Annotated in this window: 19 protein-coding genes and 2 tRNA genes; 4 read left to right on the forward strand and 17 right to left on the reverse strand. The window is 60.2% G+C overall.

The features are described from left to right. Positions 1-18: 18 nt before the first annotated feature. A complete protein-coding gene (gene tsf, locus NF685_RS05995; protein ID WP_222547153.1) occupies positions 19-924 on the reverse strand; it encodes a translation elongation factor Ts in 906 nt (301 codons plus the stop codon). Positions 925-1,028: 104 nt separating this feature from the next. Beyond that, positions 1,029-1,814, reverse strand: coding sequence for a 30S ribosomal protein S2 (gene rpsB / locus NF685_RS06000; protein ID WP_222547152.1), 786 nt, complete (start codon positions 1,812-1,814; stop codon positions 1,029-1,031). A gap of 532 nt (positions 1,815-2,346) precedes the next feature. Here rpsB and NF685_RS06005 point away from each other — a divergent pair. Next, positions 2,347-3,354: a zinc-dependent alcohol dehydrogenase family protein gene (locus NF685_RS06005; RefSeq protein WP_252848967.1), complete on the forward strand. Its 1,008-nt coding sequence runs from the start codon at positions 2,347-2,349 to the stop codon at positions 3,352-3,354. A gap of 74 nt (positions 3,355-3,428) precedes the next feature. On the opposite strand, the gene dnaE is transcribed toward NF685_RS06005, so the two are convergent. From dnaE to lon, 10 genes are all read right to left on the reverse strand, one after another. Beyond that, positions 3,429-6,848 carry a DNA polymerase III subunit alpha gene (gene dnaE / locus NF685_RS06010; protein WP_252848968.1) on the reverse strand — a complete coding sequence of 1,140 codons (3,420 nt, stop codon included), beginning with the start codon at positions 6,846-6,848 and terminating at the stop codon, positions 3,429-3,431. A 44-nt stretch (positions 6,849-6,892) separates the two neighbouring features. Further along, positions 6,893-7,606 carry an ABC transporter ATP-binding protein gene (locus NF685_RS06015; protein ID WP_252848969.1) on the reverse strand — a complete coding sequence of 238 codons (714 nt, stop codon included), beginning with the start codon at positions 7,604-7,606 and terminating at the stop codon, positions 6,893-6,895. Next, complete coding sequence (locus tag NF685_RS06020; RefSeq protein WP_252848970.1) at positions 7,599-8,846, reverse strand: lipoprotein-releasing ABC transporter permease subunit; 1,248 nt, start codon at positions 8,844-8,846, stop codon at positions 7,599-7,601. Before NF685_RS06020 ends, NF685_RS06015 begins: the two co-directional genes overlap by 8 nt. 2 nt (positions 8,847-8,848) lie before the next feature. Then, the gene (gene proS / locus NF685_RS06025; protein WP_252848971.1) at positions 8,849-10,189 is read right to left on the reverse strand and encodes a proline--tRNA ligase; all 1,341 of its coding nucleotides are present in this window, start codon (positions 10,187-10,189) and stop codon (positions 8,849-8,851) included. A 69-nt stretch (positions 10,190-10,258) separates the two neighbouring features. Then, entirely contained in the window at positions 10,259-11,905 is a 1,647-nt protein-coding gene (locus NF685_RS06030; protein WP_222547147.1) for a ribonuclease J, read from the reverse strand. Between the two features lie 34 nt (positions 11,906-11,939). After that, complete coding sequence (locus NF685_RS06035; protein ID WP_222547146.1) at positions 11,940-12,731, reverse strand: type III pantothenate kinase; 792 nt, start codon at positions 12,729-12,731, stop codon at positions 11,940-11,942. 10 nt (positions 12,732-12,741) lie between these two features. Further along, complete coding sequence (locus NF685_RS06040; RefSeq protein ID WP_252848972.1) at positions 12,742-13,482, reverse strand: biotin--[acetyl-CoA-carboxylase] ligase; 741 nt, start codon at positions 13,480-13,482, stop codon at positions 12,742-12,744. A 22-nt stretch (positions 13,483-13,504) separates the two neighbouring features. After that, a tRNA-Val gene (locus NF685_RS06045) sits at positions 13,505-13,579 on the reverse strand. Positions 13,580-13,629: 50 nt separating this feature from the next. Next, on the reverse strand, positions 13,630-13,914 hold the full coding sequence (locus NF685_RS06050; protein WP_222547144.1) for an HU family DNA-binding protein: 285 nt from the start codon (positions 13,912-13,914) through the stop codon (positions 13,630-13,632). A 222-nt stretch (positions 13,915-14,136) separates the two neighbouring features. Then, positions 14,137-16,470, reverse strand: a complete 2,334-nt coding sequence (gene lon / locus NF685_RS06055; protein ID WP_252849081.1) for an endopeptidase La — start codon at positions 16,468-16,470, stop codon at positions 14,137-14,139. Here lon and NF685_RS14335 point away from each other — a divergent pair. Continuing rightward, positions 16,412-16,627 carry a hypothetical protein gene (locus NF685_RS14335; RefSeq protein WP_353936377.1) on the forward strand — a complete coding sequence of 72 codons (216 nt, stop codon included), beginning with the start codon at positions 16,412-16,414 and terminating at the stop codon, positions 16,625-16,627. The genes lon and NF685_RS14335 overlap by 59 nt on opposite strands. A 146-nt stretch (positions 16,628-16,773) precedes the next feature. Here NF685_RS14335 and clpX read toward each other — a convergent pair whose 3' ends face one another. The 5 genes from clpX to NF685_RS06080 form a co-directional block, all read right to left on the reverse strand. Further along, positions 16,774-18,042 (reverse strand): ATP-dependent Clp protease ATP-binding subunit ClpX, encoded by a 1,269-nt coding sequence (gene clpX / locus NF685_RS06060; protein ID WP_222547142.1) that lies wholly within the window; start codon positions 18,040-18,042, stop codon positions 16,774-16,776. Between the two features lie 206 nt (positions 18,043-18,248). Next, on the reverse strand, positions 18,249-18,887 hold the full coding sequence (locus tag NF685_RS06065) for an ATP-dependent Clp protease proteolytic subunit (RefSeq protein ID WP_222547141.1): 639 nt from the start codon (positions 18,885-18,887) through the stop codon (positions 18,249-18,251). 142 nt (positions 18,888-19,029) lie between these two features. Continuing rightward, positions 19,030-20,361 carry a trigger factor gene (tig, locus tag NF685_RS06070; RefSeq protein WP_252848973.1) on the reverse strand — a complete coding sequence of 444 codons (1,332 nt, stop codon included), beginning with the start codon at positions 20,359-20,361 and terminating at the stop codon, positions 19,030-19,032. A 101-nt stretch (positions 20,362-20,462) separates the two neighbouring features. Next, positions 20,463-20,547 (reverse strand) — tRNA-Leu (locus tag NF685_RS06075). 111 nt (positions 20,548-20,658) lie between these two features. Continuing rightward, a complete protein-coding gene (locus NF685_RS06080) occupies positions 20,659-22,104 on the reverse strand; it encodes an NAD(P)H-hydrate dehydratase (RefSeq protein WP_252848974.1) in 1,446 nt (481 codons plus the stop codon). Positions 22,105-22,242: 138 nt separating this feature from the next. Here NF685_RS06080 and NF685_RS06085 point away from each other — a divergent pair, with 138 nt between their 5' ends. Both NF685_RS06085 and NF685_RS06090 read left to right on the forward strand, forming a co-directional pair. Beyond that, complete coding sequence (locus NF685_RS06085) at positions 22,243-22,695, forward strand: hypothetical protein (RefSeq protein ID WP_252848975.1); 453 nt, start codon at positions 22,243-22,245, stop codon at positions 22,693-22,695. A 531-nt stretch (positions 22,696-23,226) separates the two neighbouring features. Continuing rightward, positions 23,227-25,422, forward strand: coding sequence for a DEAD/DEAH box helicase (locus NF685_RS06090; protein ID WP_373317818.1), 2,196 nt, complete (start codon positions 23,227-23,229; stop codon positions 25,420-25,422).

Genomic DNA, 25,422 nt, shown 5'->3' on the forward strand with positions numbered 1-25,422 from the left:
CCGTGATCGTGCAGACGATCAGGTACCAGCGGCAGCAGCCACTTCGGCGGCGAAATCGCTGGTTTCCTTTTCGATGCCTTCGCCGAGCTGGAAGCGCTCGAAAGCAACGAGCTTGGCACCGGCCTTCTCGACAACCTTGGCAACGCGCGTTTCGCCGTCATGCACCCAGACCTGCTCCAGAAGAACGACTTCTTCGTAGAACTTGCGGATACGACCTTCGATCATTTTCTCGATGATGGCTTCCGGCTTGCCGGACTCACGAGCCTGCTCGATCAGAACCTGACGCTCACGCTCCAGGGCTTCCGGATCGACACTGGCGACGTCCAGAGCGGACGGACGCGTTGCTGCAACATGCATGCCGATCTGGCGGCCCAGCGTCAGCAGCGCGTCGGACTCGGAAGGAGCCTCGACAGCGGCCAGAACGCCGATCTTGCCAACGCCCGGACGCAGTGCGCCGTGAACGTAGGAAGCCACGATGCCCGAAGGAACCGTCAGCACCTTGGCGCGACGCAGCGACATGTTCTCGCCGATGGTGGCGATCAGGTGGGTCAGCTCTTCGGCAACCGTACGGCCCGTGGGCAGCTTGGCCTGCGAAAGGCTGTCAAGATCGTCACCGGCATCGAGAGCAGCGTGAGCCACGGATTCGACGAATGCCTGGAAAGCTTCGTTACGACCCACGAAGTCGGTCTCGGCATTGACTTCGACCATGGCGGCCTTGTTCTTGCCCGAAGCGACAGCCACGAGGCCCTCTGCCGTGGTACGGCCGGACTTCTTGGCAGCCTGCGACAGACCCTTGGCGCGCAGCCAGTCGATGGCAGCGTCCATGTCGCCAGCGGCTTCGGTAAGAGCCTTTTTGCAATCCATCATGCCGGCGCCGGTTTTCTCGCGCAGGTCACGAACGAGGGCAGCTGTGATTTCCGCCATGTTCCAAACTCCTTCAGGAACGAAACGGCGCGCCGCAGCCTTTCAGCCGGGCACGCCAGAAAATTTCGAATGCAGGGGAGATCTCACGATCTCCCGCACGCATTTCAGGCTTCAGCCGGAGCTTCCACCGTGGTCTCTTCCGTAACAACCGTCTCGACCGGCAGTTCTTCGGAAGCGCCGAAATCGACGCCCGAAGCAGCCATTTCTGCCGAGATGCCATCGAGCACGGCCTGCGACACGAGGTCGCAATAGGTGGTGATGGCGCGGATGGCGTCGTCGTTGCCCGGGATCGGGTACGTCACGCCAGCCGGGTTGGAGTTGCTGTCGAGAACAGCAATCACCGGAATACCGAGCTTGTTGGCTTCCTCAACCGCCAGCTTTTCCTTGTTCGTGTCGATCACGAACAGGATATCCGGCAGGCCGCCCATTTCCTTGATGCCGCCGAGCGAACGCTCGAGCTTCTCGCGGTCACGGGTGATGTCGAGGATTTCCTTCTTCGTCAGACCATGCGTGTCGCCGGAAAGCATCTCGTCGATCTGGCGCAGGCGCTTGATCGAACCCGTGATGGTCTTCCAGTTGGTCAGCATGCCGCCGAGCCAGCGATGGTTGACGTAGTACTGACCGCAACGTGTTGCAGCTTCAGCCACGTGCTCGGCAGCAGCGCGCTTGGTGCCGACGAACAGCACGCGACCGCCACCGGCCACCGTGTTGCGAACGGCCTGAAGAGCGCGGTCGAGCAGGGGAACGGTCTGCTGCAGGTCGATGATGTGAACCTGGTTGCGGACACCGAACAGATACGGTGCCATCGCCGGGTTCCAGCGACGCGTGTGGTGACCGAAGTGAACGCCAGCTTCGAGCAGCTGACGCATGGTGAATTCTGGCATCGCCATGATGCAAATTCCTGTTCTTCTGGTTGTGCCTCCGTATGACATTGCGCGCTTTCGCGGGCACCAGAGAGTCTGTCGTCATACGTGCGAATTGTTCTTTCCCTCCTGCAGCAGCGCCGCAGACAAGAGAGAACGGGCGCGGTATCGCCGTTTTCGCGGAAAAAGGCAAGAAGTAAGCGCAAAATGCCTTATGAACCCTCCATGACAGACACCGCTTTGGGCACCTGTCGGCTCATGCAGCCGCAAGCCCTGCCGCGCGCACACATGCCGCAGATCACCGCAACAGTCGAACCGAAGGGCCCGTAAAAACGTTTCCCTAATAGACGGCAAATAAGATGCCTCTGCCTGTCGAGGGAGAAGTTCCTCCCATACCAAGACCCTGCGGACAGCTGACCGGCAGAGCGTTGCATTCTTTATCGCCCTGCATTTTCCTGACGCATGTAAAGCACCAGACAGGGAATGACCCGGGGCCTTGAACTCGGTGGACAGGCTCATTATTTCGATTTTTATCGAAACAAAGGAGCGAACACGTCTCATGACACGTGCCATGGTTATCACCCCACCCGGTGGCTTCGAGAACATCAGGCTCACCGAGATCGAGACACCGGCCCCTGGCCCTGACGAGATCCGTGTCAGGCTGCATGCGTCATCGCTCAATTATCATGACTATGCCGTCGTCAGCGGCATGTGGGCACCTACCGAACCCCGGATCCCCATGGCCGACGGTGCGGGTGAGGTCATCGAGACCGGCAGCAACGTCACCGAATTCCGGATCGGCGATCGTGCGGTGAGCACGTTTTTCCCGACCTGGCTTGCAGGCCGACCCGAGGTGATCGGTTTCTCCACGGTACCCGGCGACGGCGTCGATGGCTATGCACGTGAGGAAGTGACCGCAAAAGCGACCTCTTTTACCCATGCCCCGAAAAACTGGAGTCATGCCGAAGCCGCCACACTAACCACAGCCGGCCTGACCGCATGGCGCTCGCTCTTCGTCGATGACCGCATCACGCCAGCCAGCACGGTCCTCGTTCAGGGGACCGGGGGCGTGTCCATTTTTGCCCTGCAATTTGCCAAGATGGCGGGGGCAACAGTCATCGCCACATCATCGAGCGATGAGAAGCTTCAGCGCCTGCGGGAACTCGGTGCAGATCACCTGATCAATTACCGCAGCAATCCCGAATGGGGCCGCACGGCATGGGACATCACGGGCGGACGGGGTGTCGATCATGTGGTCGAGGTTGGTGGTGCCACTTCGCTGGCCCAGTCGATGGAGGCTGTGCGCGTGGGTGGCCATATCGCAACCATCGGTATTCTGAGCGGCGTCTCAGCATCGCTCGAACTCGTTCCCATGCTGCTCAAGCAGTTTCGCCTGCAAGGCGTGCTGGTAGGCAGCCGTGAAAACCAGATCGACATGATCCGTGCGCTCGATGCGCATGCCATGCGCCCGGTTCTCGACCGCTCCTTCGGGCTGGAAGATATCGTGGCCGCCTTCCGTTATCAGGAGACCAATCGTCATTTCGGCAAGATCTGTCTCGAATTCTGATCGACGTCGCTTGGCACATATCGGGGGAGAGGCTCGAATTCCTCTCCCCCGACAAGACAAAGCCTGACTGCCTTTCAGAAATGATCGATGCGTGACACGCCCTGGATAGTGCGCAACTGCTCGCCCAGACGCGGCGTGACGGGGAAATGGCCGGTCAGGGTCACCTCGACCGCCTTGGTTTCATCCACGGCGGGAACCAGAACGATCTTGCCACGCCCCCTGCCCTTGCTGATCAGTAGATCGCGCACCTTGGTCACGGCAGAAGCATCGCTGATCCAGACACGCATTTCCGAGCTTTCCTGCGCCGCTGCCTTTTCAAGATCCGTCACGTCATTGGCGGTAATACGCAGCGCGTCGCCTTCCAGCTTCAGATCTGCCGTGACCATCACGGCCTGACCGGCCACAAGCAGATCGCGACAGCGTGACAATACTTCTGAAAACAGTGTGACCTCGCAGCCGCCGGTGGCATCCGACAGGCGCACCCAGGCCATTTTGCTGCCGCTCTTGGTGGGGCGCTCCTTCTTGTCGACTACGCAGCCTGCAATACGCACACGATAGGAGCCGTTTTCAGCGGCAGTCATGAGGTTCTGCGATGTCAGCACGTTGGCCCGTTTGAGAACGGCGCGATAAGCGTCGAGCGGATGGGCAGACATATGAAAGCCGATCGCCTCAGCCTCGGCCGCCAGACGTTCGAATTCGGGCCAGTACGGGGCTTCGGCCAGGCGCAATTCCTCAGGCTCGGCCGAAGCCCCGAACAGACCGATCTGACCCGAAGCAGCCTCCTGCGCATCGGACTGCGCACGGCGCATGATGATTTCAGAACTGGCGAAGACAATATGTCTTGGCTTGTCGAGCGAGTCGAACGCACCGGCTTTCGCCAGATTTTCGATCTGGATCTTGTTGAGCAGCTTGGCATCGCAGCGCGACGCAAGATCGGCCAGGCTCCTGAAGGGCTTGTCACCTCGTGCATCGACAATGGCCTGCATGGCCGAAAAACCCACGCGCTTGACGGCGGCAAGCGCATAACGAATGGCCCAGCTCCCGTCTTCCTGCTTCTCAAGCGAGAAATCGGCTTCGGAGCGATTGATATCGACAGGAAGCACCCTGATTTTCATCCGACGCGCTTCCTGACAGAGCGAGGCGAGCTTGTCGGTCTTTTCGCGTGCCAGAGACATACATCCGGCAAGGAAGGCAACCGGGTGGTTGGCCTTCATCCATGCCGTCTGATACGAGACGAGCGCATAGGCGGCCGCGTGGGATTTGTTGAACCCGTAATCGGCAAACCGCGCCATGAGGTCGAACACCTCGGCCGCTTTTTCGGGCGTAATGCCGCGTCCTGTCGCACCCTTGACGAAAATCTCGCGCTGCGTGTCCATTTCGGCGCGAATTTTCTTGCCCATGGCGCGACGCAAAAGATCTGCGCCGCCGAGACTGTATCCGGCCATTTTCTGCGCGATCTGCATGACCTGTTCCTGATAGACCATGATGCCGTAAGTCTCGGACAGGATATCGCGAATTTCCTCATGGGGCGGCTCCCACGAGGCACCATGCTTGCGCGCGCAGTAATCGGGAATATTCGCCATCGGTCCGGGGCGATACAGCGCCACTGCAGCAATCAGATCTTCAAGTCTCGTGGGCCGCATCTGCTTGAGCACGTCGCGCATGCCTGCGCCTTCGAACTGGAACACACCGCCCGCATCGCCACGGGCCAGCATGTCGTAGGTCGGTGCGTCGTCCAGAGGCAGGGTGGCGAGATCGACCTCAATACCCTGCTGCTTGATGAAGTTGATACCGCGTTTGAGAATGGTGAGCGTGGTAAGGCCAAGGAAGTCGAACTTCACCAGACCGGCCTGCTCGACAAACTTCATGTTGTACTGCGTGACAAGCATATCGCTTTTCGGATCGCGATAGAGCGGCACAAGCTCGACCAGAGGGCGATCGCCAATCACCACGCCGGCGGCATGGGTCGAGGCATGTCGGAAAAGCCCTTCGAGCTGCAAGGCGATTTCCATCAGGCGCCGCAGGGCCTCATCGCTATCGCGCATTTCCTGAAGGCGCGGCTCGCCATCGATGGCCTGTTTGAGTGTAACGGGCTTGGCCGGGTTGTTCGGAATCAGTTCCGCCACGCGGTTGACCATACCGAACGGCAGGCCCAGCACACGCCCTACATCGCGCACGGCGGCACGCGCCTGAAGCTTGCCGAAGGTGATGATCTGCGCCACGCGCTCACCACCGTACTCGGTTCGCACATAGCGAATGACCTCGTCACGGCGATCCTGACAGAAATCGATATCGAAATCGGGCATCGAGACGCGTTCAGGATTCAGAAACCGCTCGAACAGCAGATTGAATGGCAATGGGTCGATATCGGTAATGGTCAGCGCCCAGGCCACCAGAGAGCCCGCACCCGATCCACGTCCCGGCCCGACAGGAATATCGTGCTCTTTGGCCCACTGGATGAAATCGGCCACGATCAGGAAGTAACCGGGGAAGCCCATACGGGCGATGATGCCCAGCTCCATTTCCAGACGGTCTTCGTAGCGCTTGCGCGTGTCGTCATCGGCCTGCATGCGTAGCAGGCGCTGGCGCAGCCCTTCTTCAGACATGGACCGAAGCGTCTCTTCCTCGGTCGCTCCCTCATTGACCTTGGGGCAGACCGGCAGCAGCGGCGGACGTGTCGAGACCTTCACTGCGCAACGCTGCGCGATCATCAGCGTGTTGTCGCAGGCCTCGGGGAGATCGGCAAAAAGCGCACGCATGGCGTCGGGCGTCTTGAACCAGTGCTCAGGCGTGACGCGCCAGCGCTCCTGCTCGGCCATGGTGCGCCCCTGCGCGATGCAAAGCAGCGCGTCATGCGCTTCATACATGGCAGGCTTGGCAAAGAAGCACTCATTTGTGGCGACGAGCGGCAGACCGAGCCTGTCCGCCGCTGCAATCATACCAGGCTCGACAGCCCTTTCCTCGGGCAGGCCGTGGCGATGCAGCTCGACCGCCATATGCGCGCCAAAGCCTTCCTGCAGGCGACGCAGCAGCGCCATGGCCTGATCTTCCTGCCCTTCGGCCAGCAGGCGAAAAAGCGGTCCTCGTGTGCCGCCTGTCAGCAGAAAGAGTCCGTCGGCATGGGCGCAGAGGGTTTCGAGCAAAATGGCCGGGTCGGATGGGTCACCTTTGAGGAACCCTTCCGACGACAGAAACTGGAGATTGGCGAGCCCCGTCTCATTACGCGCCAGCGCCACCATAGGTTCGGACGGCGCGCCCGGCTTATCGCTGCGCGATGGCAAGGCGAGCTGGCAGCCGATAATGGGCTGCACGCCCTTGCCTGTGCAGTATTGCGAGAATTCCAGCGCCCCGAAGAGATTGCCCGTATCGGTCAATGCGACGGCAGGCATGGCAGAATCGGCAGCCAGAGCCACCAGATCGGGGATGCGTATGGCCCCCTGGCTCAGCGAATAGGCGGAGTGATTACGAAGGTGAACGAAGGAGGCATGAGGCATGTCTCGTGATCTACCAGACACGCCCGCCCCCTTCATCCCTTTCTTTATTTCGCCACGATCCGACCGTCGCGCAGCGTGACCACGCGATCCATGCGCGCGGCGAGTTCTTCATTATGGGTAGCAATCAACGCGCCGACATTTTCGCTGCGAACCGCATGGAGCAATTCGTCGAACACGGCATCGGAAGTATGCACATCCAGATTGCCGGTCGGCTCGTCTGCCAGAAGAAGCTTCGGGCGATTGGCGAGCGCACGCGCAATGGCCACACGCTGCTTTTCTCCTCCCGAGAGCTTGCCCGGCAGATTATTCAGCCGGTGAGCCAGACCGAAGCGCGTCAGGAGATCTGTTGCCCTTGCCTTGGCATCGCGCGGTGATACACCGGCGATATGCTGCGGCAACACCACATTTTCGAGCGCCGAGAATTCGGCGAGCAGATGGTGGAACTGATAGACAAACCCGATCTCGTCACGCCTGATCTGGGTGCGCATCTTGTCCGACAGGGCCCCTGTATCGTGCCCTGCTACGCGCACATGACCTTCCTGCGGGGATTCGAGCAGCCCAGCAATATGAAGCAGGGTCGATTTGCCGGTGCCGCTCGGAGCCACAAGGGCCACGATCTCACCGGGGTAGAGATCGAAAGACGCGCCCTTGAGGATTTCCAGCGTTTCCTCACCCGAGCGGAAACGTCGCGTGACATCTGCCAGAGAGAGAACCGGTGGAACGGAACCGCCCGGTGCGACAGAGCTTGTGTCATTCATGGCGCAGCGCCTCGATCGGATCGGTTTTGGCAGCACGCCAGGACGGATAGAGCGTCGCGATGAAAGACAGGACGAGGGCCATCACCATGACCTCGATCACCTGCGACCAGATCAGCTTGGCCGGCAGATGCTCCAGATAATAGAATTCCGGATTGAACAGGCTGGTATGGGTCAGGTGTTCCACGCCGTGCTGGATACGCTCGATATTGAGGCAGAATAACACCCCGATCCCGAAGCCGATCAGCGTTCCGGAAACGCCCACAGAGGCACCGCACATCAGGAAGATGCGCATGACGGCACCGCGGCTCGCGCCCAGTGTTCGCAACACGGCAATATCGCGCGTCTTGTCCTTGACCATCATGATCATGGAAGAAATCACGTTGAAGGCGGCGACCAGAATGATCAGGGTGAGGATCAGGAACATCACGTTCTGCTGCACCGTAAGTGCCCCGAGAAACGCGTTATTGCTCTGTGTCCAGTCCATGACGCGCAGTCTCGGATCATCCAGACGCTGGGCGATGGCACGCGTGACAGGCGCGACCTCAAGCGGATCGCGCGTTGCGACCTGAATAAGCGACACTGCGCCCGGCATCATCAGAAAGCGCTGGGCTGCTTCCAGCGGCATCAGGATCACGCTCGTATCGTAGTCGTTCACACCGGCATCGAACACCATGGCCACATGATAGGCCTTGATGCGCGGCATGGTGCCGAAAGGCGTAGCCCGACCGTTGGGAGAAAGCAGGGTCACCTTGCTGCCTACGGTCAATCCTGCCCGCGCAGCGAGCGTCGTGCCTACAGCAATCGCATCGTCACCCTTGAAATCGTCAAGCCTGCCGTCAACAACGTTGTCGCTCAGGGCATGAAGTTCGCGCAGGTCCGAAGGGATAATGCCGCGCACCACGCCTCCGGTGGAATAATTGCCGGCATCGATCAGCACTGTGCCCTCGGCCATGGGCGTGACACGGGTGACGTTTTTCACCTCGCGTATGGCGACCACATCGTCCTGATAATTGGTGATGCTGTGGCCCGCGCTGAAAATATTCAGATCGCCATTGAGTCCGAGCACACGACCCATCAGATCGGCACGAAACCCGTTCATTACCGCCATGACGATAATGAGTGTCGCCACACCGAGCGCGATGCCGATGAGCGAGAAAATCGCAATAATGGAAACGAAACGTTCCCCGCGACGGGCGCGCAGATAGCGCCCCGCCACCACGCGCTCGAAGCGGTTGAACATGATCAGGCGGCGTCCTTGCCTGCTGCGTCGGTCCCAAGCACCTTCGCAAGGGCTTCTTCGGCCGTCAGCTCGAAGCGCTCGCCTGTGGCGCGACGCTTGAGTTCGACCTTGCCTTCCTTCGCACCACGCGGACCGACGATCATCTGCCAGGGATGGCCCATCAGGTCGGCATCGTTGAACTTCACGCCAGCACGCTCGCCACGATCGTCATACAGAAACGCATCGGGTGCTGCGGCATAAAGCTGCTCGCACAGGGCGTCCACCGCCTCGTCGCCCGGCTTGAGGCTCAGGATAGCCGCACGATAGGGCGCGACAGAGTCGGGCCAGATGATACCGGCCTCGTCATGACTGGCTTCGATAATGGCACCGACGAGACGCGACACGCCGATGCCATAAGACCCCATTTCGGGGAAGAACTGGTTGCCATCGGCACCGCTCACCGAGACACCCATGGACTCGGTATATTTGGTGCCGAAATAGAAGATATGCCCGACCTCGATCCCGCGACCCTCGCGACGACGCTCGGCGGGTACATCGTTCCAGGCCTTGTCATCATGCATTTCGTCAGTCGCCGCATAGTGCTTCGTGACGCCGGTGAAGAAGGCTTCGAGGCTTGCATGATCGGCGATATCGACCGCTTCATGCAGCCAGTCCTGCTCTTCGAGGGCGGCATCGAAAAACACGCCGCTTTCGCCCGTCGGGGCAAGTACGAGAAATTCGTGGCTCAAATCGCCACCGATCGGGCCGGTATCGGCCTTCATGGGCACGGCGCGCACGCCAAGGCGCTGGAAGGTACGCAGATAAGCCAGCATCATGCGACGATAGGATGCGACGGCATCGTCATAGGAAGCGTCGAAGGAATAAGCGTCCTTCATGAGGAATTCGCGACCGCGCATCACGCCGAAACGCGGACGCAGCTCATCGCGGAATTTCCACTGCACATGGTACAGCGACTGGGGCAGTTCGCGATAGGATTTCACCACCTGACCGAAAAGGTCGGTGATCATTTCCTCGTTCGTCGGTCCGTAAAGCAGTTCGCGATCCTGACGATCCTGGATACGCAGCATTTCCGGCCCATAGGCATCGTAACGACCGGAGCGCTTCCACAGATCGGAAGACTGAACGGTCGGCATAAGCAGTTCCTGCGCCCCGATGGCGTTCTGCTCTTCTCTCACGATCTGCTCGATATTGCGCAGCACGCGCAGACCGGCAGGAAGCCAGGCATAGATACCGGCAGAGGTCTGGCGCACCAGACCGGCACGCAGCATCAGGCGATGCGACGCAATCTGGGCCTCGGCGGGCACTTCTTTGAGGGTGGGCAGGAAACTGCGGGACAGACGCATCGTGAGTGACCGTTCTCGTGTGAAAAAAGGCGCGCCTGAAGCGGCGCGTTCTTGGCAGAAACTGCGGGATCAGACCCGCAGCAGATGAACATCGACCAGAGGACGCTTCTGCAGCTTGCGCCCCAGCGCGCGACGCAGAGCCGTTTTTGCCGCATCGCGGAAAGCATCGTCGTCCTGACGCAGATCGTCGGGAATTTCATCGATGGCGTCGGCGAATTCTTCCGAAATACGCGTGCTTTCCGGGTCGTCCGCTTCCAGCAGGCCGGGTGCGCTGATCTTGGGCATACCGATCACATAGCCTTCGTCATCGACGGCGAAGCTTGCAATGACCATACCGTTGAAGAGCATCTTGCGACGCGCAGCCAGAACACCCCCGGTCATGGGGAGAAGGCGTCCGCCATCCAGCGCCAGACGGCCCGTGGGAGCCGTATCGACAACTTCGGCATGATCCGGACCAAGGCGCAGCAGATCGCCGTCTTCCAGAAGGATCGCTTCCGCGCCCGTCTCACGCGCCAGAGCTGCATGGGCCGTCAGATGACGCCACTCGCCATGCGTCGGGACGCTCAGCTTCGGGCGGACGAGCGTGTAGAGATGACGCAGATCGTCTGCCGTGGCATGGCCCGACACATGGACCAGATGGTCCTTGTCCGTCAGCACCGTAGCACCGCGACGGGTCAGGTTATCCTGCACAGCCATGACTGCCTGCTCGTTGCCGGGGATCATGCGCGAGGAATAGATGACCGTATCGCCCTCACCCAGCGAAATGTTCGGGTGAACATCAGAGGCGATGCGCGACAGAGCCGAACGTGGCTCGCCCTGACTGCCCGTGATGATCATCAGCAGACGGTTATCAGGTACCGAATTCGCTTCGCGCTCATCGAGGAAAGGCGGGATATCCTGCAGATAACCGCATTCGCGTGCCGCAACCTCGAGATTGCGCAGCGACCGCCCGACTACCATGACCTGGCGCCCGGCAGCCTTCGCTGCACGCGCAATGCTCTCGACACGTGCCACGTTACTGGCAAAGCAGGTAATGGCTACGCGACCGTGAAGCGTCTTGATCAGATCGGCCATGGAATCGCGCACCTGGCCTTCCGTGCCGGAAATGCCTTCACGGAAGACATTGGTGCTGTCGCACACCATGGCCAGCACGCCCTCGTCACCGACTGCCTTGAACGCATCGAGATCGGTAAGCGGTCCGACGACGGGCTCGCGATCGAGCTTGAGATCGCCTGTATGAACGATGGTGCCATAAGGCGTGCGCAGAACCAGCGACTGCGCCTCGGGCACCGAATGCGTCACGTTGATGAACTGAAGATCGAACGGTCCGACCTCGAAACGGCTCCCCATAGGGATCGTATGGATGGTCACCTGCGACAGGAGATGCGCCTCGCCCAGCTTGCGACGCAGAACGGCCGCGGCGAAAGGCGTTGCGTAGATCGGGCAACGAAGCTGCGGCCAGAGATGCGCGACAGCACCCAGATGGTCTTCATGGGCATGCGTAATGACAAGACCGCACAGGCTCTTGTGCCGCTCGGCAATAAAGAGCGGATCGGGCATGAGAATTTCGGCTTCGGGGGTATCGTTCCCCGAAAAACCGATCCCGCAATCGATGGCAAGCCATTTGCCGTCGAGACAATAGAGATTGAAATTCATCCCGATCTCGCCCGTCCCGCCGAGTGGCAGGAAGGCCAGACCTTTTTCAGTGATGCTCATCGAATAATCCTAGATTGAGTCAAAAAATACACCTTCATCCTGGTGCCGGAATAAATTCGCCCGTCGAGTTGCGCGCAGCCAGAAGGCGCAATCCATCGAGCGTGAGTGTTGGGGCAACGTGCTGGAACAGATCTGTTCCTTCAGAAAAAAGCGGGGCCAGACCCCCTGTCGCAATGATCTTGATCGGTGTGGCCATCTCAAGCGCGATGCGCGAGACGATCCCTTCCACCAGACCGACATAGCCCCAGAACAGGCCCGAGCGCATGGCAACGCTCGTGCTGCGCCCGATTGCCGACGATGGACGGCCCACGCTGATGCGCGGCAGACGCGCCGCCGCCTGATGCAGTGCCTCGAGCGAGAGGTTGACACCGGGCGCGATCGCACCGCCGCAGAACGCGCCCTCAGCATCCACCACATCGAACGTGGTTGCGGTACCGAAATCCACCACGACGAGCGGTCCGCCGAAAAAATGCTGTGCCGCCAGGCCGTTCAGACGGCGATCCACGCCGACTTCAGCCGGGGTATCCACCTTCACCGGATAGCCCCAGTTCAGCGCATTATTGGCAATCAGGGGTTCGATATCGAGCCACTCACGGCAGAGGCGACGCAGGTGATACAGCGCAGCGGGCACCACCGTACCGATGATGGCACGGGTTATCGCCCTGTAGTCCAGCTCGGATAGCGCGATCAGCCCCAGCAGCCAGACAGCGTATTCATCGGAAGTGCGCTGGTCGTTGGTCGATATACGCCAGGTTCCACGCCATTCCTTGCCGTCATGGACGGCAAAGACAATGTTCGTATTACCAGCGTCAACAACGAGGAGCACAGACCGTCCTTCATCCAAGCAGTAGAATATCACCCGCCGCGAACGTCTGAACCTCGTTCAGGTCGGTCTGGAGAAGAAGCCGACCGCGCTCATCGAGACCCGCGAAGAAACCCTCTATATAGTTCTCCCCCCTCTGGACCGCAAGCCGGGAACCCGGCTCATGGGCGCGGTCGAGCCAGGCCTGACGCAGCGGCGCGAAGCCATCGCGCTTCCAGCGGCCCAGCCACAGACCTACCTGATCGAGGATAAGCCGTGCCAGAGACGGCGCATCGATCTGCGCACCCAGCGTCACGAGAGCGACGGTCTTCCTGCCTGTGATCATGGGGGCAGAGCGGATATTCACGCCTATCCCTGTCACGATCCAGCTGCTTTCACCCGCTCCGCCGCGCTCGATCAGAACACCCGCCAGCTTGGCACCATGAGCGGTGATATCGTTCGGCCATTTGATCCGCAGCGGCGCATTGATAACGCAGGATGCGAGCGCATCGTGCAACGCGACAGCCAGAAGAAAAGGCATGATTTCAACAAGAGCGTCACAGTGCGCGTCACGACAGATGAAGGAGAAGGACAGGTTGCCCTCAGGGGCATCCCACTGGCGGCCGCGCGTGCCACGCCCTGCCGTCTGGCGAAACGCGAGCACGGCCATTCCATGAGGCGCTCCCTCATCGGCCGCAATCTTGCAGAAATCGGAGGTGGAGCCGAGTAACTCGTGGCACTCTAGGGTCCAGCGAAAGCCTGTCTGGAAGCTCATCGATCTTCCGGAAGCTGAGGAATGGTGGGCGATGACGGGATTGAACCGCCGACCCTCTCGGTGTAAACGAGACGCTCTACCGCTGAGCTAATCGCCCTCAGGGCAGGAGCACTCGAATCGCTGCCTGCCGTGGAAAGAGGGGATACGTTAACTTACGGCATCCTTCAAGCCCTTACCGGGACGGAAACGCACAGAAACGGACGCAGGAATGTCGATTTCCTCACCTGTGCGCGGATTACGCCCCTTTGCCGCCTTGCGCGTTGCCGTGGCGAAAGACCCGAAACCGACCAGACGCACTTCCTGCTTGCGCGCGAGCGCCTCTTCAATGCTGGAAAACAGGGCTTCGACCACATCGCCTGCCTTGGCCTTGGGCAGATCGGTCTTCTCGGCGACCGCCGCGATGAGCTCCTGTTTATTCAGCGGCTTTTCCATCTCGTTTCCTCGCAAACTAGGCTTGCGGTCCTGCGTGATGCCGGACCGACCAGATATGATGCAAGGCACTATGAAGCTGTTTTCTGCAACGTCAACAGCGTTGAAAGCCTTGACGCGCAAGGTTTAACGCTTTGCCGCAGGCTGCGACTTTCCTGCCATGAAACGCAGATGGCCGCCCCTTTCGGGGCGGCCATCGTTTTCCAGACAGAGCGATCCAGATGCTTAATGAGGCAGCTGGTTCGCAATCCCGTCGGCAGTATGCGGCGCAGGAACGGTTTCTGCTTCCTCATCCCATTCGATCGCTTCAGGCGGACGCACGAGCGCCGAGGCCAGAACCTGATCGACATGAGAGACAGGAATGATCGTCAACGCGTCTTTTACGTTGTCGGGGATTTCCGCCAGATCCTTCTCGTTATCCTTGGGAATAAACACCGTCTTGATGCCAGCGCGTGTGGCCGCCAAGAGCTTTTCCTTCAGACCGCCAATCTCGAGCACGCGACCGCGCAGGGTAATTTCTCCCGTCATGGCCACATCGCGACGGATCGCGATACCGGTCATTACGCTAACGATAGATGTTGCCATGGCAACGCCAGCCGACGGACCGTCCTTGGGCGTTGCGCCTTCGGGCACATGCACATGGATGTCACGCTTTTCGAACAGCGAGGGCTTGATGCCGAAATGCTGTGCGCGCGAACGCACATAGGACACGGCAGCAGAAACACTCTCCTGCATCACCTCGCCGAGCTTGCCTGTCGCCTTCACGTGGCCCTTGCCGGGCAGCATCACGCTTTCGATCGTCAGGATCTCACCACCGACCTCGGTCCAGGCAAGACCCGACACCATGCCGACCAGATCCTCGCTCTCGGTCTCGCCATGCTTGAAGCGACGGATGCCGGAGAACTCGCCGAGATTTTCAGGCGTGACCGCAATCGTCTCGACAGAGCTCGTCACCAGGCGCTTGACGACGCGACGGGCAATCTTCGCGATCTCACGCTCGAGATTACGCACACCGGCTTCACGCGTGTAGTGCTGGATCAGGCTACGCAGAGCGTCATCGCTGATCGACCATTCATGCGGCTTGAGGTTATGCGCCTCGGCCTGCTTGCCCACCAGATGGCGCCGAGCAATCTCGACCTTCTCATCTTCGGTGTAGCCCGAAAGACGAATGATCTCCATGCGGTCCAGCAGAGGCTGGGGCATGTTGAGGCTGTTGGCGGTCGTGACGAACATTACATCCGACAGGTCGTAATCGACCTCGAGATAATGATCGTTGAACGTGCTGTTCTGTTCCGGATCCAGCACCTCAAGCAGAGCCGAAGACGGATCGCCACGCCAGTCGGACCCCATCTTGTCGATTTCATCGAGCAGGAAGAGCGGGTTCGACGTCTTGGCCTTCTTCATACCCTGCACGATCTTGCCGGGCATCGAGCCGATATAGGTGCGACGATGACCGCGTATCTCGGACTCATCGTGCACACCGCCAAGCGACATGCGGACATACTGACGACCCGTCGCCTTGGCGATCGAGCGGGCGAGCGACGTTTTACCGACACCCGGAGGCCCGACAAGGCACAGGATCGGCCCCTTGAGCTTCTGCGAACGCGTCTGCACGGCAAGATATTCAAGGATACGCTCCTTGACCTTCTCCAGCCCGTAATGCTCGGATTCGAGCACTTCTTCCGCAGCGTTGAAGTCGCGCGAAACCTTCGAGCGCTTTTTCCAGGGAATGGACAGGATCCAGTCCAGGTAGTTGCGCACGACCGTCGATTCAGCCGACATCGGGCTCATGCCGCGCAGCTTGCGCAGCTCACCGATGGCCTTCTCGCGCGCTTCCTTGCTGAGGCGCGTCTTGGCAATGCGTTCCTCGATTTCGGCCGTTTCATCGCGACCGTCTTCGCCTTCTCCGAGTTCCTTCTGGATCGCCTTGAGCTGCTCGTTCAGATAATACTCGCGCTGCGTCTTTTCCATCTGACGCTTCACGCGGTTGCGTATTTTCTTCTCGACCTGAAGAACGCCGATCTCCTGCTCCATATGAGCGAAAACCTGCTCAAGACGCTGACTTACGGAGCCTCCTTCGAGGATCTCCTGCTTTTCGGCAATCTTGAGGTTGAGATGGCTTGCAATGGTGTCCGCCAGCTTCGAGAGATCCTCGATCTGGTTCAGCGACACCATGACTTCGGGCGCAATTTTCTTGTTGAGCTTGATATACTGCTCGAACTGCGAAATTGCCGTGCGACCCAGTGCCTCGACTTCGCTCCCGGTCTCTGCGTCGTCCTGCACCTCTTCGATTTCGGCCTCGAAATGGCCGTCCACATCATGGAATTCCTTGATGCGGGCACGACGCATACCCTCGACCAGAACCTTGACGGTTCCATCGGGCAGCTTGAGGAGCTGAAGGATCGTGGAAACCGTGCCGAAACGGTAAATATCCTCGGCCGGCGGATCGTCCTGCGAAGCGTTCTTCTGCGCGACAAGCAGGATCTGCTTGTTTTCGCGCGTGACAGCTTCGAGCGCACGAACCGATTTTTCGCGCCCGACGAACAGCGGCACGATCATATGCGGAAAGACCACAATATCACGAAGAGGCAGAACCGCGATCGTCTCGACCGTCTTGGCCTTGTCGACCGTCTTGGCCTTGCTCTCTTCTGCCTTCGCTGCGGTGCTCAGTTTGCTCACCGCAGTTTTCCTCTTTTTTTCAGTCATAAAATTCTGATCTCCTTGAGGACGATCTCAGCGTGGTCACCCGGAATTCGGCATGGCCGACGCCGCGTCTGCGCTGCCTATGAAGGCAGTCTCTACTTTATGTGAGGATGAGGGGCTGGTGCGGCAAGCCAGCCCCGTGTTTTTCAGCCGAAAGTCTCAGGCGGACTGTTCAGCCGGTTCGCTCGCTTTGCCCTTGCCGTAAACATAAACAGGGGCTGCACGGTTTTCAGCAACATCCTTGTTGATGACGACTTCTTCCACCCCATCGAGCCCGGGAAGGTCGAACATCGTGCCAAGCAGGATGTTTTCCATGATCGACCGAAGGCCTCGCGCGCCTGTCTTGCGGGCAATGGCACGCTGGGCAATCTGAACGAGCGCATCGTCCGTAAAGGTCAGATCGACGCCCTCCATCTGGAACAGACGCTGATACTGCTTGACCAGAGCGTTTTTCGGCTTGGAGAGAATGGCGACGAGCGTATCCTCGTCGAGATCCTCAAGCGTTGCCACCACAGGCAGACGACCGATGAACTCGGGAATCAGGCCGAATTTCAGCAGGTCCTCAGGTTCGACATCGTGCAGCACGGCGCCCAGACGACGATCATCGGGATTCTGCACATCAGCCCCGAAGCCGATGCCCGAACCCTTGCCACGAGCAGAAATGATCTTGTCCAGCCCCGCGAATGCGCCACCGCAGATGAAGAGCATGTTCGTGGTATCCACCTGCAGGAACTCCTGCTGCGGATGCTTGCGTCCACCCTGCGGGGGAACAGAAGCCACGGTCCCTTCCATCAGCTTGAGCAGAGCCTGCTGCACGCCCTCGCCGCTGACATCGCGCGTGATCGAAGGATTATCCGACTTGCGGGAAATCTTGTCGATCTCGTCGATATAGACAATGCCGCGCTGGGCGCGTTCGACGTTGTAATCGGCGGCCTGAAGCAGCTTGAGAATGATGTTCTCGACATCCTCACCCACATAGCCGGCTTCGGTCAGCGTCGTGGCATCGGCCATGGTGAACGGTACATCGAGGATACGCGCAAGCGTCTGCGCCAGAAGCGTCTTGCCCGAACCTGTCGGCCCGATGAGCATGATATTGGACTTTGCAATCTCGATATCATTGCTTTTCTGGGCATGGGCCAGACGCTTGTAATGGTTATGCACGGCCACCGAGAGCGCGCGTTTGGCAATGAACTGGCCAATCACGTAGTCGTCGAGAACCTTGCAGATCTCCTTGGGAGTGGGCACGCCATCGCGGGATTTCACAAGATGGGTCTTGTGTTCCTCACGGATGATATCCATGCACAGCTCGACGCATTCATCGCAGATGAAAACGGTCGGACCGGCAATCAGCTTGCGCACCTCGTGCTGCGATTTACCGCAGAACGAGCAATACAGGGTGTTTTTCGAATCGCCGGTCTTGTTATTCATCACTGCTCCTCCTCCCCGATCCGACGCATCGCCGATGACATCGCGACAGGGGGAACTTCAAACTTAGGCCAGGCCCGAACAGCCCGGCAAGCCCCTCCGGCACGGGGCAATGATTGGATACCATGATGCAATCACGGGGCGTTCGTGAAAAGGCCCCTTGTAAAATCCGGCAGGAGGGCCGGACCTCACAACCGGCGAGCAGGTGCTCAGCCCTGCTCGGTCACGCTCTTGGGGCGTGCCTGGACCACTTCGTCAACAAGACCGAATGCCTTGGCTTCTTCAGCCGACATATAGGCATCGCGCTCGAGCTTCTGCTCGATTTCCTCAAGCGTGCGGCCGGTATGGTGGCGATAGATGTTGTTCAGGCGCTTGCGGATTTCAAGAATCTCGCGTGCCTGGATCTCGATATCCGAAGCCTGTCCCTGCGCGCCGCCAGAAGGCTGATGCACCATGACGCGCGCATTCGGCAGACAGAAGCGACGCCCCTTCTCACCTGCGGCGAGAAGCAGCGAGCCCATGGAGGCAGCCTGACCGATACACACGGTGCTCACGGGGCAGCGGATATACTGCATGGTGTCGTACATCGCGAGACCGGCAGAAACGACACCGCCGGGGCTGTTGATGTAGAAAGAGATTTCCTTGCTCGGATTGACGCTCTCAAGATAGAGCAGCTGAGCCGAGATGACAGCGGCCACCTGATCATAGACAGGGCCGGTCAGGAAAATGATACGCTCCTGAAGCAGGCGCGAATAGATATCGAAAGCGCGTTCGCCGCGTGACGTCTGCTCGACGACCATCGGTACGAGCGCGTTATTGAAGATCTCGACAGGATCGCGATCCCTCATGGCCATTTCCGTTCCTAACTGGCACCGGCCCTGTGCGGGCCGGTGTGTGACTTCTATGATCTTGGTATGGCCACCATGAACGCCTAGAGCCCGTCCGTCAAAAAACGAACGGACTCCGGATGTTTCGGTGCGACTCAGACGATCAGAGATCGGCCGGCGGGATTTCTGCCAGCTCTTCGGGGGTCACTTCCTTGTCGGTCACCTTGGCCAGCTCGATCAGATAATCGACAACCTTGTTCTCGAGAATCGGACCGCGAAGACCGTCGGCAGCCTGCGGGTTCTTGCCGAAGAACTCGAACACGGCCTGTTCCTGACCGGGGTAGCGCATGGCTTCCTGACGAACGGCCTGCATCAGTTCCTCACGGGACACCGTGATTTCCTTGGTGCGTCCGATTTCAGCCAGCAGAAGACCGAGCTTCACGCGACGTTCGGCGATCTTGCGATAATCGGCACGCAGGGTCTCTTCGTCCTTGCCTGCGTCTTCCTCGTCCATCTCACCCGAAGCGCGGTCCTGTTCGACGCGCTGCCAGATCTGACCGAACTCGGCATCGACCATGCTCTCAGGAGCCTCGAAATCGGTCTTGTCCGACAGGGCATCCAGCAGCTCGCGCTTGATGCGCAGACGCGAAAGCTGGGCATATTCGCCTTCGGCCTGCTTGACGATGATGTCACGCACCTGAGCGATGGTTTCGAAGCCGATCTTCTTTGCCAGCTCGTCATCGAGTGCAGGATCGACAGGCGTCTTGAGCGCATTCGCCTTGATATCGAACGTCGCTTCCTTGCCTGCCAGTTCCTTGGCCTGATACTCGGCAGGGAACGTGACCGTGATCACCTTCTCTTCGCCGGCCTTCATGCCTTCGAGCTGCTCGGCAAAACCGGGGATGAAACCATCGCCACCGATCTCGACATTGACGTCCTGCGCCGTACCGCCATCGAAAGGCGTGCCGTCGAGCTTGCCGACGAAATCACAGTTCACGACATCGCCCTGACGAGCGGCGCGATCTTCCTCGATCGTCTCGAAGCTGCGCTGACGCTTGGCCAGCTCTGCAAGAGCCTTGTCGATCGTCTCATCGCTGGGCTTTGCCGTCAGGCGCGTCAGCTCAAGACCGGACAGGTCCGGCATGGCGATTTCAGGAAGGGTCTCGAGTTCGATCTTGAACACCAGATCGCCTTCGCCTTCACCGCCCGAAACCAGCTCGACCTTGGGCTGTGTTGCCGGACGCAGCTTGTTCTCTTCGAGCACCTTGTTGGTGGAGTCGTTGACGACCTGCTCCATGATCTCGCCATTCAGAGCTGCGCCGTAGCGCTGCTTGACGAGCGATGCGGGCACCTTGCCGGGGCGGAAGCCGGGGAGGTTGATCGTGCGGCCGAGCTCGGCGAGACGAGCGGCGCGTCGCGCCTCCAGATCGCCAGCCGGCACAGTGACGGTAAAGCCGCGCTTCAGACCTTCGGATTGCGTTTGGGTAACCTGCATCTGTCAGGCGATCCTCTATTGACCGGGTTGCCGTCGGAGCCCCGCACCCGGCTTCATCGCAGCGCAGGCAAGGCGGAAAGCCCCGACTAAGGAGAAATTTTTGGTACGGGCGGAGGGACTTGAACCCCCACGACTTGCGCCACCAGAACCTAAATCTGGCGTGTCTACCAATTCCACCACGCCCGCACACGCGGCCCAGCCAGAGCTAAGCCGTCAAGCGCGCCGCTTTACAGCAAGATTGTCCGTTCCACAAGACAGGGGATTGCCTGTTCCACAAGAGCGGGGTGTACGATTTCGTCAGTCGTCACACGCAGCATCGGCCGCCAGGGCGATTGCCCTCGCGCGCGCATCCCCCAGATGCCCGTCGAAATCTTCTACGATTGGCCAGTTCCCTGCATTCAGACCGGCCTCGCCATGAAGCCACGCGCCGGCACAGGCAGCCTCCCAGTGCGGCATGCCTGCGGCAAGCAGTGTCGCAATAACCCCCGAGAGCGTATCGCCCGACCCTGCGGTCGCGAGAGCGGGCGTCGCATGATCGTTCAGCGCAACGCGACCGTCAGGAGCAGCGATAACGGTGACGGATCCCTTGAGCAGCACCACGCAATCGAGTTCGCGGGCAGCATCCCGAACCGCCTGCACCCTGTCGTCTCCAGGTTTGCCGAACAAGCCGGCAAACTCTCCGATATGGGGGGTGATGACCGAAACGCCTCGCAGCTTGTCCGGGGCGCCGGCAGCCCATCCCAGAGCACCGGCATCGGCAAGCACCACACGTCCTGCAGCAACAAGAACGGGCAGCGTCGCCTCGACCTCATCCTCGGTCAGGCCTGGACCGCATAGCCAGACCTTGCGTCTTTCGTCTTCAAGCAAAGCCGCGAGCGGTGCGTCGTCGATCACGAGACCGGGGGCGCCCAGTCGATAGGCTTCGGCAGCCCTTCCCGCACTGATGCGCACCAGCCCTGCCCCGCTGGCACGCGCCCCTGCCGCTGCCAGACGCGTCGCCCCCGGCATGATGCGCCCTCCGCAAAGGCTGACGACGCCGCGGCTGTATTTATGATCCTCCGGCTTCATGGCAGGAACCGACCACAACCCCGGCTGGTTCAGCCAGATGTCCGGGGCGGCAGCTTCCAGACAACGCATCGGCATACCGATATCGGCGCATACCAGCTCGCCCCTTGTTACGCGTCCCGGTGGAAGGATATGGCCCGGCTTGGGCCGCACGAAAGTAACGCTCAATGCGTAATCCGGCCCCTCGGCCAGAGCGGCCCCGGTTTTGCCGTTGACGAAACTCGGCAGATCGACCGCAACCAGCGTTCCTGCCTCGCGGATTACATTCATCACCTCATCCGCGGGCGCACGATCCAGCCCCGCACCGAAAACAGCATCGATCACGAGATCGGCGCGGCGCGCATTCTCTGGCGTGAATGCCACGCGGTTACCCCGAAAAAGTCGCGCCGCTTCAGCGGCCGGTCCACCCTCGCGCGGTTCAGCGAGCGCGGCGACCTGCACCGGCCATCGTGCGCGCTCAAGATAGCGCGCTGCCACGTAGCCATCGCCCCCGTTATTGCCCGGCCCGCAGAGCACCAGCACACGACAGGGCGCGAAACGGGATCGCACCGCCTGCGCAACGGCCCAGCCTGCCCGATCCATCAATGCGGCAATGCCCGTTATCCGGCTGGCCGCTTCATCCATTGTCGCGCATTGCGCCGGTGTCGGCAGGCAGAAACGCAGGGTATGGGCCATCATGGTTTCACTCCACTGTTGATGATTTCGTGCAGACTGCTAGGGAACGTCGCAAAGACCGCCAGTTTGCATGAACCCGATGTGCGATGCTGCCCATTCGAGGGCAGGATCGTCCGATACCCGATCCCTCATGGAGCCCCTATGTCGAACCCGTTTCTCTGGAGCCTGGTGCTCGCGCTTCACCTGCTTTGCATGGCCTACTGGATAGGCGGCGGAATTTATGCCGTCATCGTCAGCCGCAGCACGGTTGCGTTGCTGGAGCCCGCACAGCGCCAGAACGTACAGATGCAGCTTATTGCCCGTTATTTTCGCGCTCTTTTGCATATTGTCCCGACCGCGCTGGTCACGGGCTGGCTGCTCGTCATCCATATGGGTGGCTTCGGTGTCATGAGCCTGCCCATCAATATCATGCAGGGCCTCGCTCTCATCATGGCACTGCTGTTCCTGAGCGCTTATTTCGGCCCTTTCCAGAGCCTGCGCCGTGCCATCCGCCCCCAGCCTGTCCTGTTCGACAAGGTGCGCAAACGCGTCATTCTGATGGTGGGTGTCGGCATCCTCACGGTCATCGCCGCAGCCATGGGCGGAAATATGTAACAGCAGCCGCGATTGCGCAGGGGTTATGCGGCCACAATCCCCGCGCAATCGCGCCCGCAGATCACGCAAGAGCGCCTAACCTGCGGCGACTATTTGCAAAATAATACCTAACCGCCCTCCGATATTCCGTAAAATCTTGCCTTTTGCCTGTTTTCCAGATAACGCACTGGCGATTGGCCAGCGTTTCAGGCTGACCCCATTCGAAACGACGCGTTGCCAACGCACTGCGTTTTTTCCGAAACTCCAAAGTTATCAGAGAGCAGTTTGACCGCAAAATCGTCCGCAGGTTCCTCGAAAACCTCCCCCACGCGAAAGAAACGTTCCACCCCGAAGACGGAACAGACCGTGCTGGAGGCCGTTTCAGACACGCAACCGCGTAACGATCACGCCGAAACGACCGAGACCCAATCGTCAGCAAAGCCTGCGCCCAAATCCCGCGCTGCAAGCGTAAAAAATTCGGGTTCGGGCATTGCCGTGAAAGCCCGCAGCAAGACGAAGGCTGCAACGGCTGAAGAAGGCGCTGCCAAACCGATGGCCGACAAGAAGGCATCTCCGCGCAAACCCCGCGCTGCCACAAAGAAATCCGAGACTGCTTCCGCCGCGCCGGCAATGACCACCCAGATCGATGGGGCGCCTGTGAAGCGCGGCCCCGGGCGCCCGCGCAAGACCCCTGTCGCTGCCCAGATCGCCGAAACAGCTGAAGCCACTCCGGTCGACACGCAGACCGTCGCCGAAAAGCCCAGGAGAGGCCGCAAGCCCAAAACCAAGATCGAAAATACGATCGAGCCCGCCCTGCCTGCAGTCGAAACGGCGCCCGCTCCGGAAGCCGCTGAAGCACCGGTTCCCGCCAGAAAGGCTGGTCGCCCCCCGCGCCAGCGCAATGCCCAGCGTGACGCAGCAAATTCTGTAACTGCGAGATCGCGGAAGCAGGCCGTGAATTCCGCACGCGCCAAGGCTGCATCGCAGGACAGCGCCCCGGAGACGGTCTCCGACAGCGATGCTGCCGATGCTGTCGCCCAAAACACCGCTTCTGCGAGTGCCGAGACGGCAGTGGTCGATGTAACTCCTGCTCCGCGTGCAAAGCGCGGGCGCGGTCGACCCAAGGCGCAAGGCAAGGCAGTTGCAAAGAACACCGTCCCTGCCGTGCCGGTCGAAGCCACCGATGCCACGCCGACGCCAGCCGATGACGCAGCGATGGAAGCCATTATCGAGGCGCCCAAGCCGCTTTTCTCGGAACTCGGCCTCTCTGCGCCGATCATGCGTGCTATTGAAGAAATGGGCTATGAGCATCCCACGCCCATTCAGGCACGTGCAATTCCCGTTGTGCTGAACGGTCAGGACGTGCTCGGTGTTGCCCAGACGGGCACGGGCAAGACGGCCTCGTTCACATTGCCCATGCTGGAAAAGCTTGCCGGGTCACGTGCCCGCGCCCGCATGCCGCGTTCGCTGATTCTCGAACCGACGCGTGAACTCGCGCTTCAGGTTGCGGAAAATCTCACGCTCTATGGCAAGCATCTGCGCCTGAATCACGCCCTGCTGATTGGCGGCGAAAGCATGGCCGACCAGCGTGCCGTGCTCAATCAGGGCGTGGATATTCTCATCGCCACGCCGGGCCGCCTGATGGATCTTTTCGATCGTGGCGGGCTGCTTCTTACCCAGACCGGCATTCTGGTGATCGACGAAGCCGACCGCATGCTCGATATGGGGTTCATTCCCGATATCACGCGCATTGTTTCGATGCTGCCTGCACGTCGCCAGACCCTGCTTTTCTCGGCCACCATGGCCCCGGAAATTCGCACGCTGGCCGATCAGTTCCTGCACCTGCCGGAAGAGATCACGGTCTCCCGCCCCTCTTCGGTTGCAACGACCATCGAGGAAGCCCTGCTGGTCGTCGACGAGCACGAAAAGCGCCGTGTGCTGCGCAAGCTGCTGAAGCGTGAGAACGTGCAGAATGCTATCGTGTTCTGCAACCGCAAACGCGATGTCGATGTGCTCTACAAATCACTGCACAAGCACGGCTTTGCGGTAGGCCATCTTCATGGTGATCTGGCGCAGTCCCTGCGCTTCAAGACGCTCGAACGCTTCAAGGCCGGCGAGCTGCAGATTCTCGTCTGTTCCGACGTTGCCGCACGCGGCATCGATATCGGCGGCCTGTCGCATGTGTTCAATTTCGATCTGCCGTTCAACGCCGAGGATTATATCCATCGCATCGGGCGTACAGGGCGTGCGGGCAAGACCGGCCACGCCTATAGTCTGGCATCACCGCGTCAGAAGCTGCTGGCCGAGGCAATCGAAAAGCTGAAGCATGCGCCGATTCCCATGGTCGAAATCGACGGGATCGAAACGCTCCCCTGGGCTGATCCCGAACAGGAAACAGGCCAGCCCGAACGACACGAAAAGCGCGGCAAGGATCGTGGCGGTCGTCACAATCGTCATGGCGAGAGCCGTGACCGTGACCGTGACCGTGACCGTGACCGTGACCGTGACCGTGACCGCCCTGTATCGGCCGAACGCGACCGTCAAGCTGCGCGCCCCAAACCGGAAGCGACACCGGAGCGACAGGGTGTCGAGCGCGGCTCGGTGGCCCCGACATCGGCGTTCGATCACGATGGGCCCCGCACCGGGTTCGGACACGAAACACCGGCCTTCATGCTTCTGCCGCGCCGCAACCGCAAGGCAGAGACCGAAGAGCATGTCGGTCCCATCCAGCATCGCGGCACCGTCTGA

Origin of the sequence: Asaia lannensis NBRC 102526, assembly GCF_024054035.1 — a bacterium.
Lineage (GTDB): Bacteria > Pseudomonadota > Alphaproteobacteria > Acetobacterales > Acetobacteraceae > Asaia > Asaia lannensis.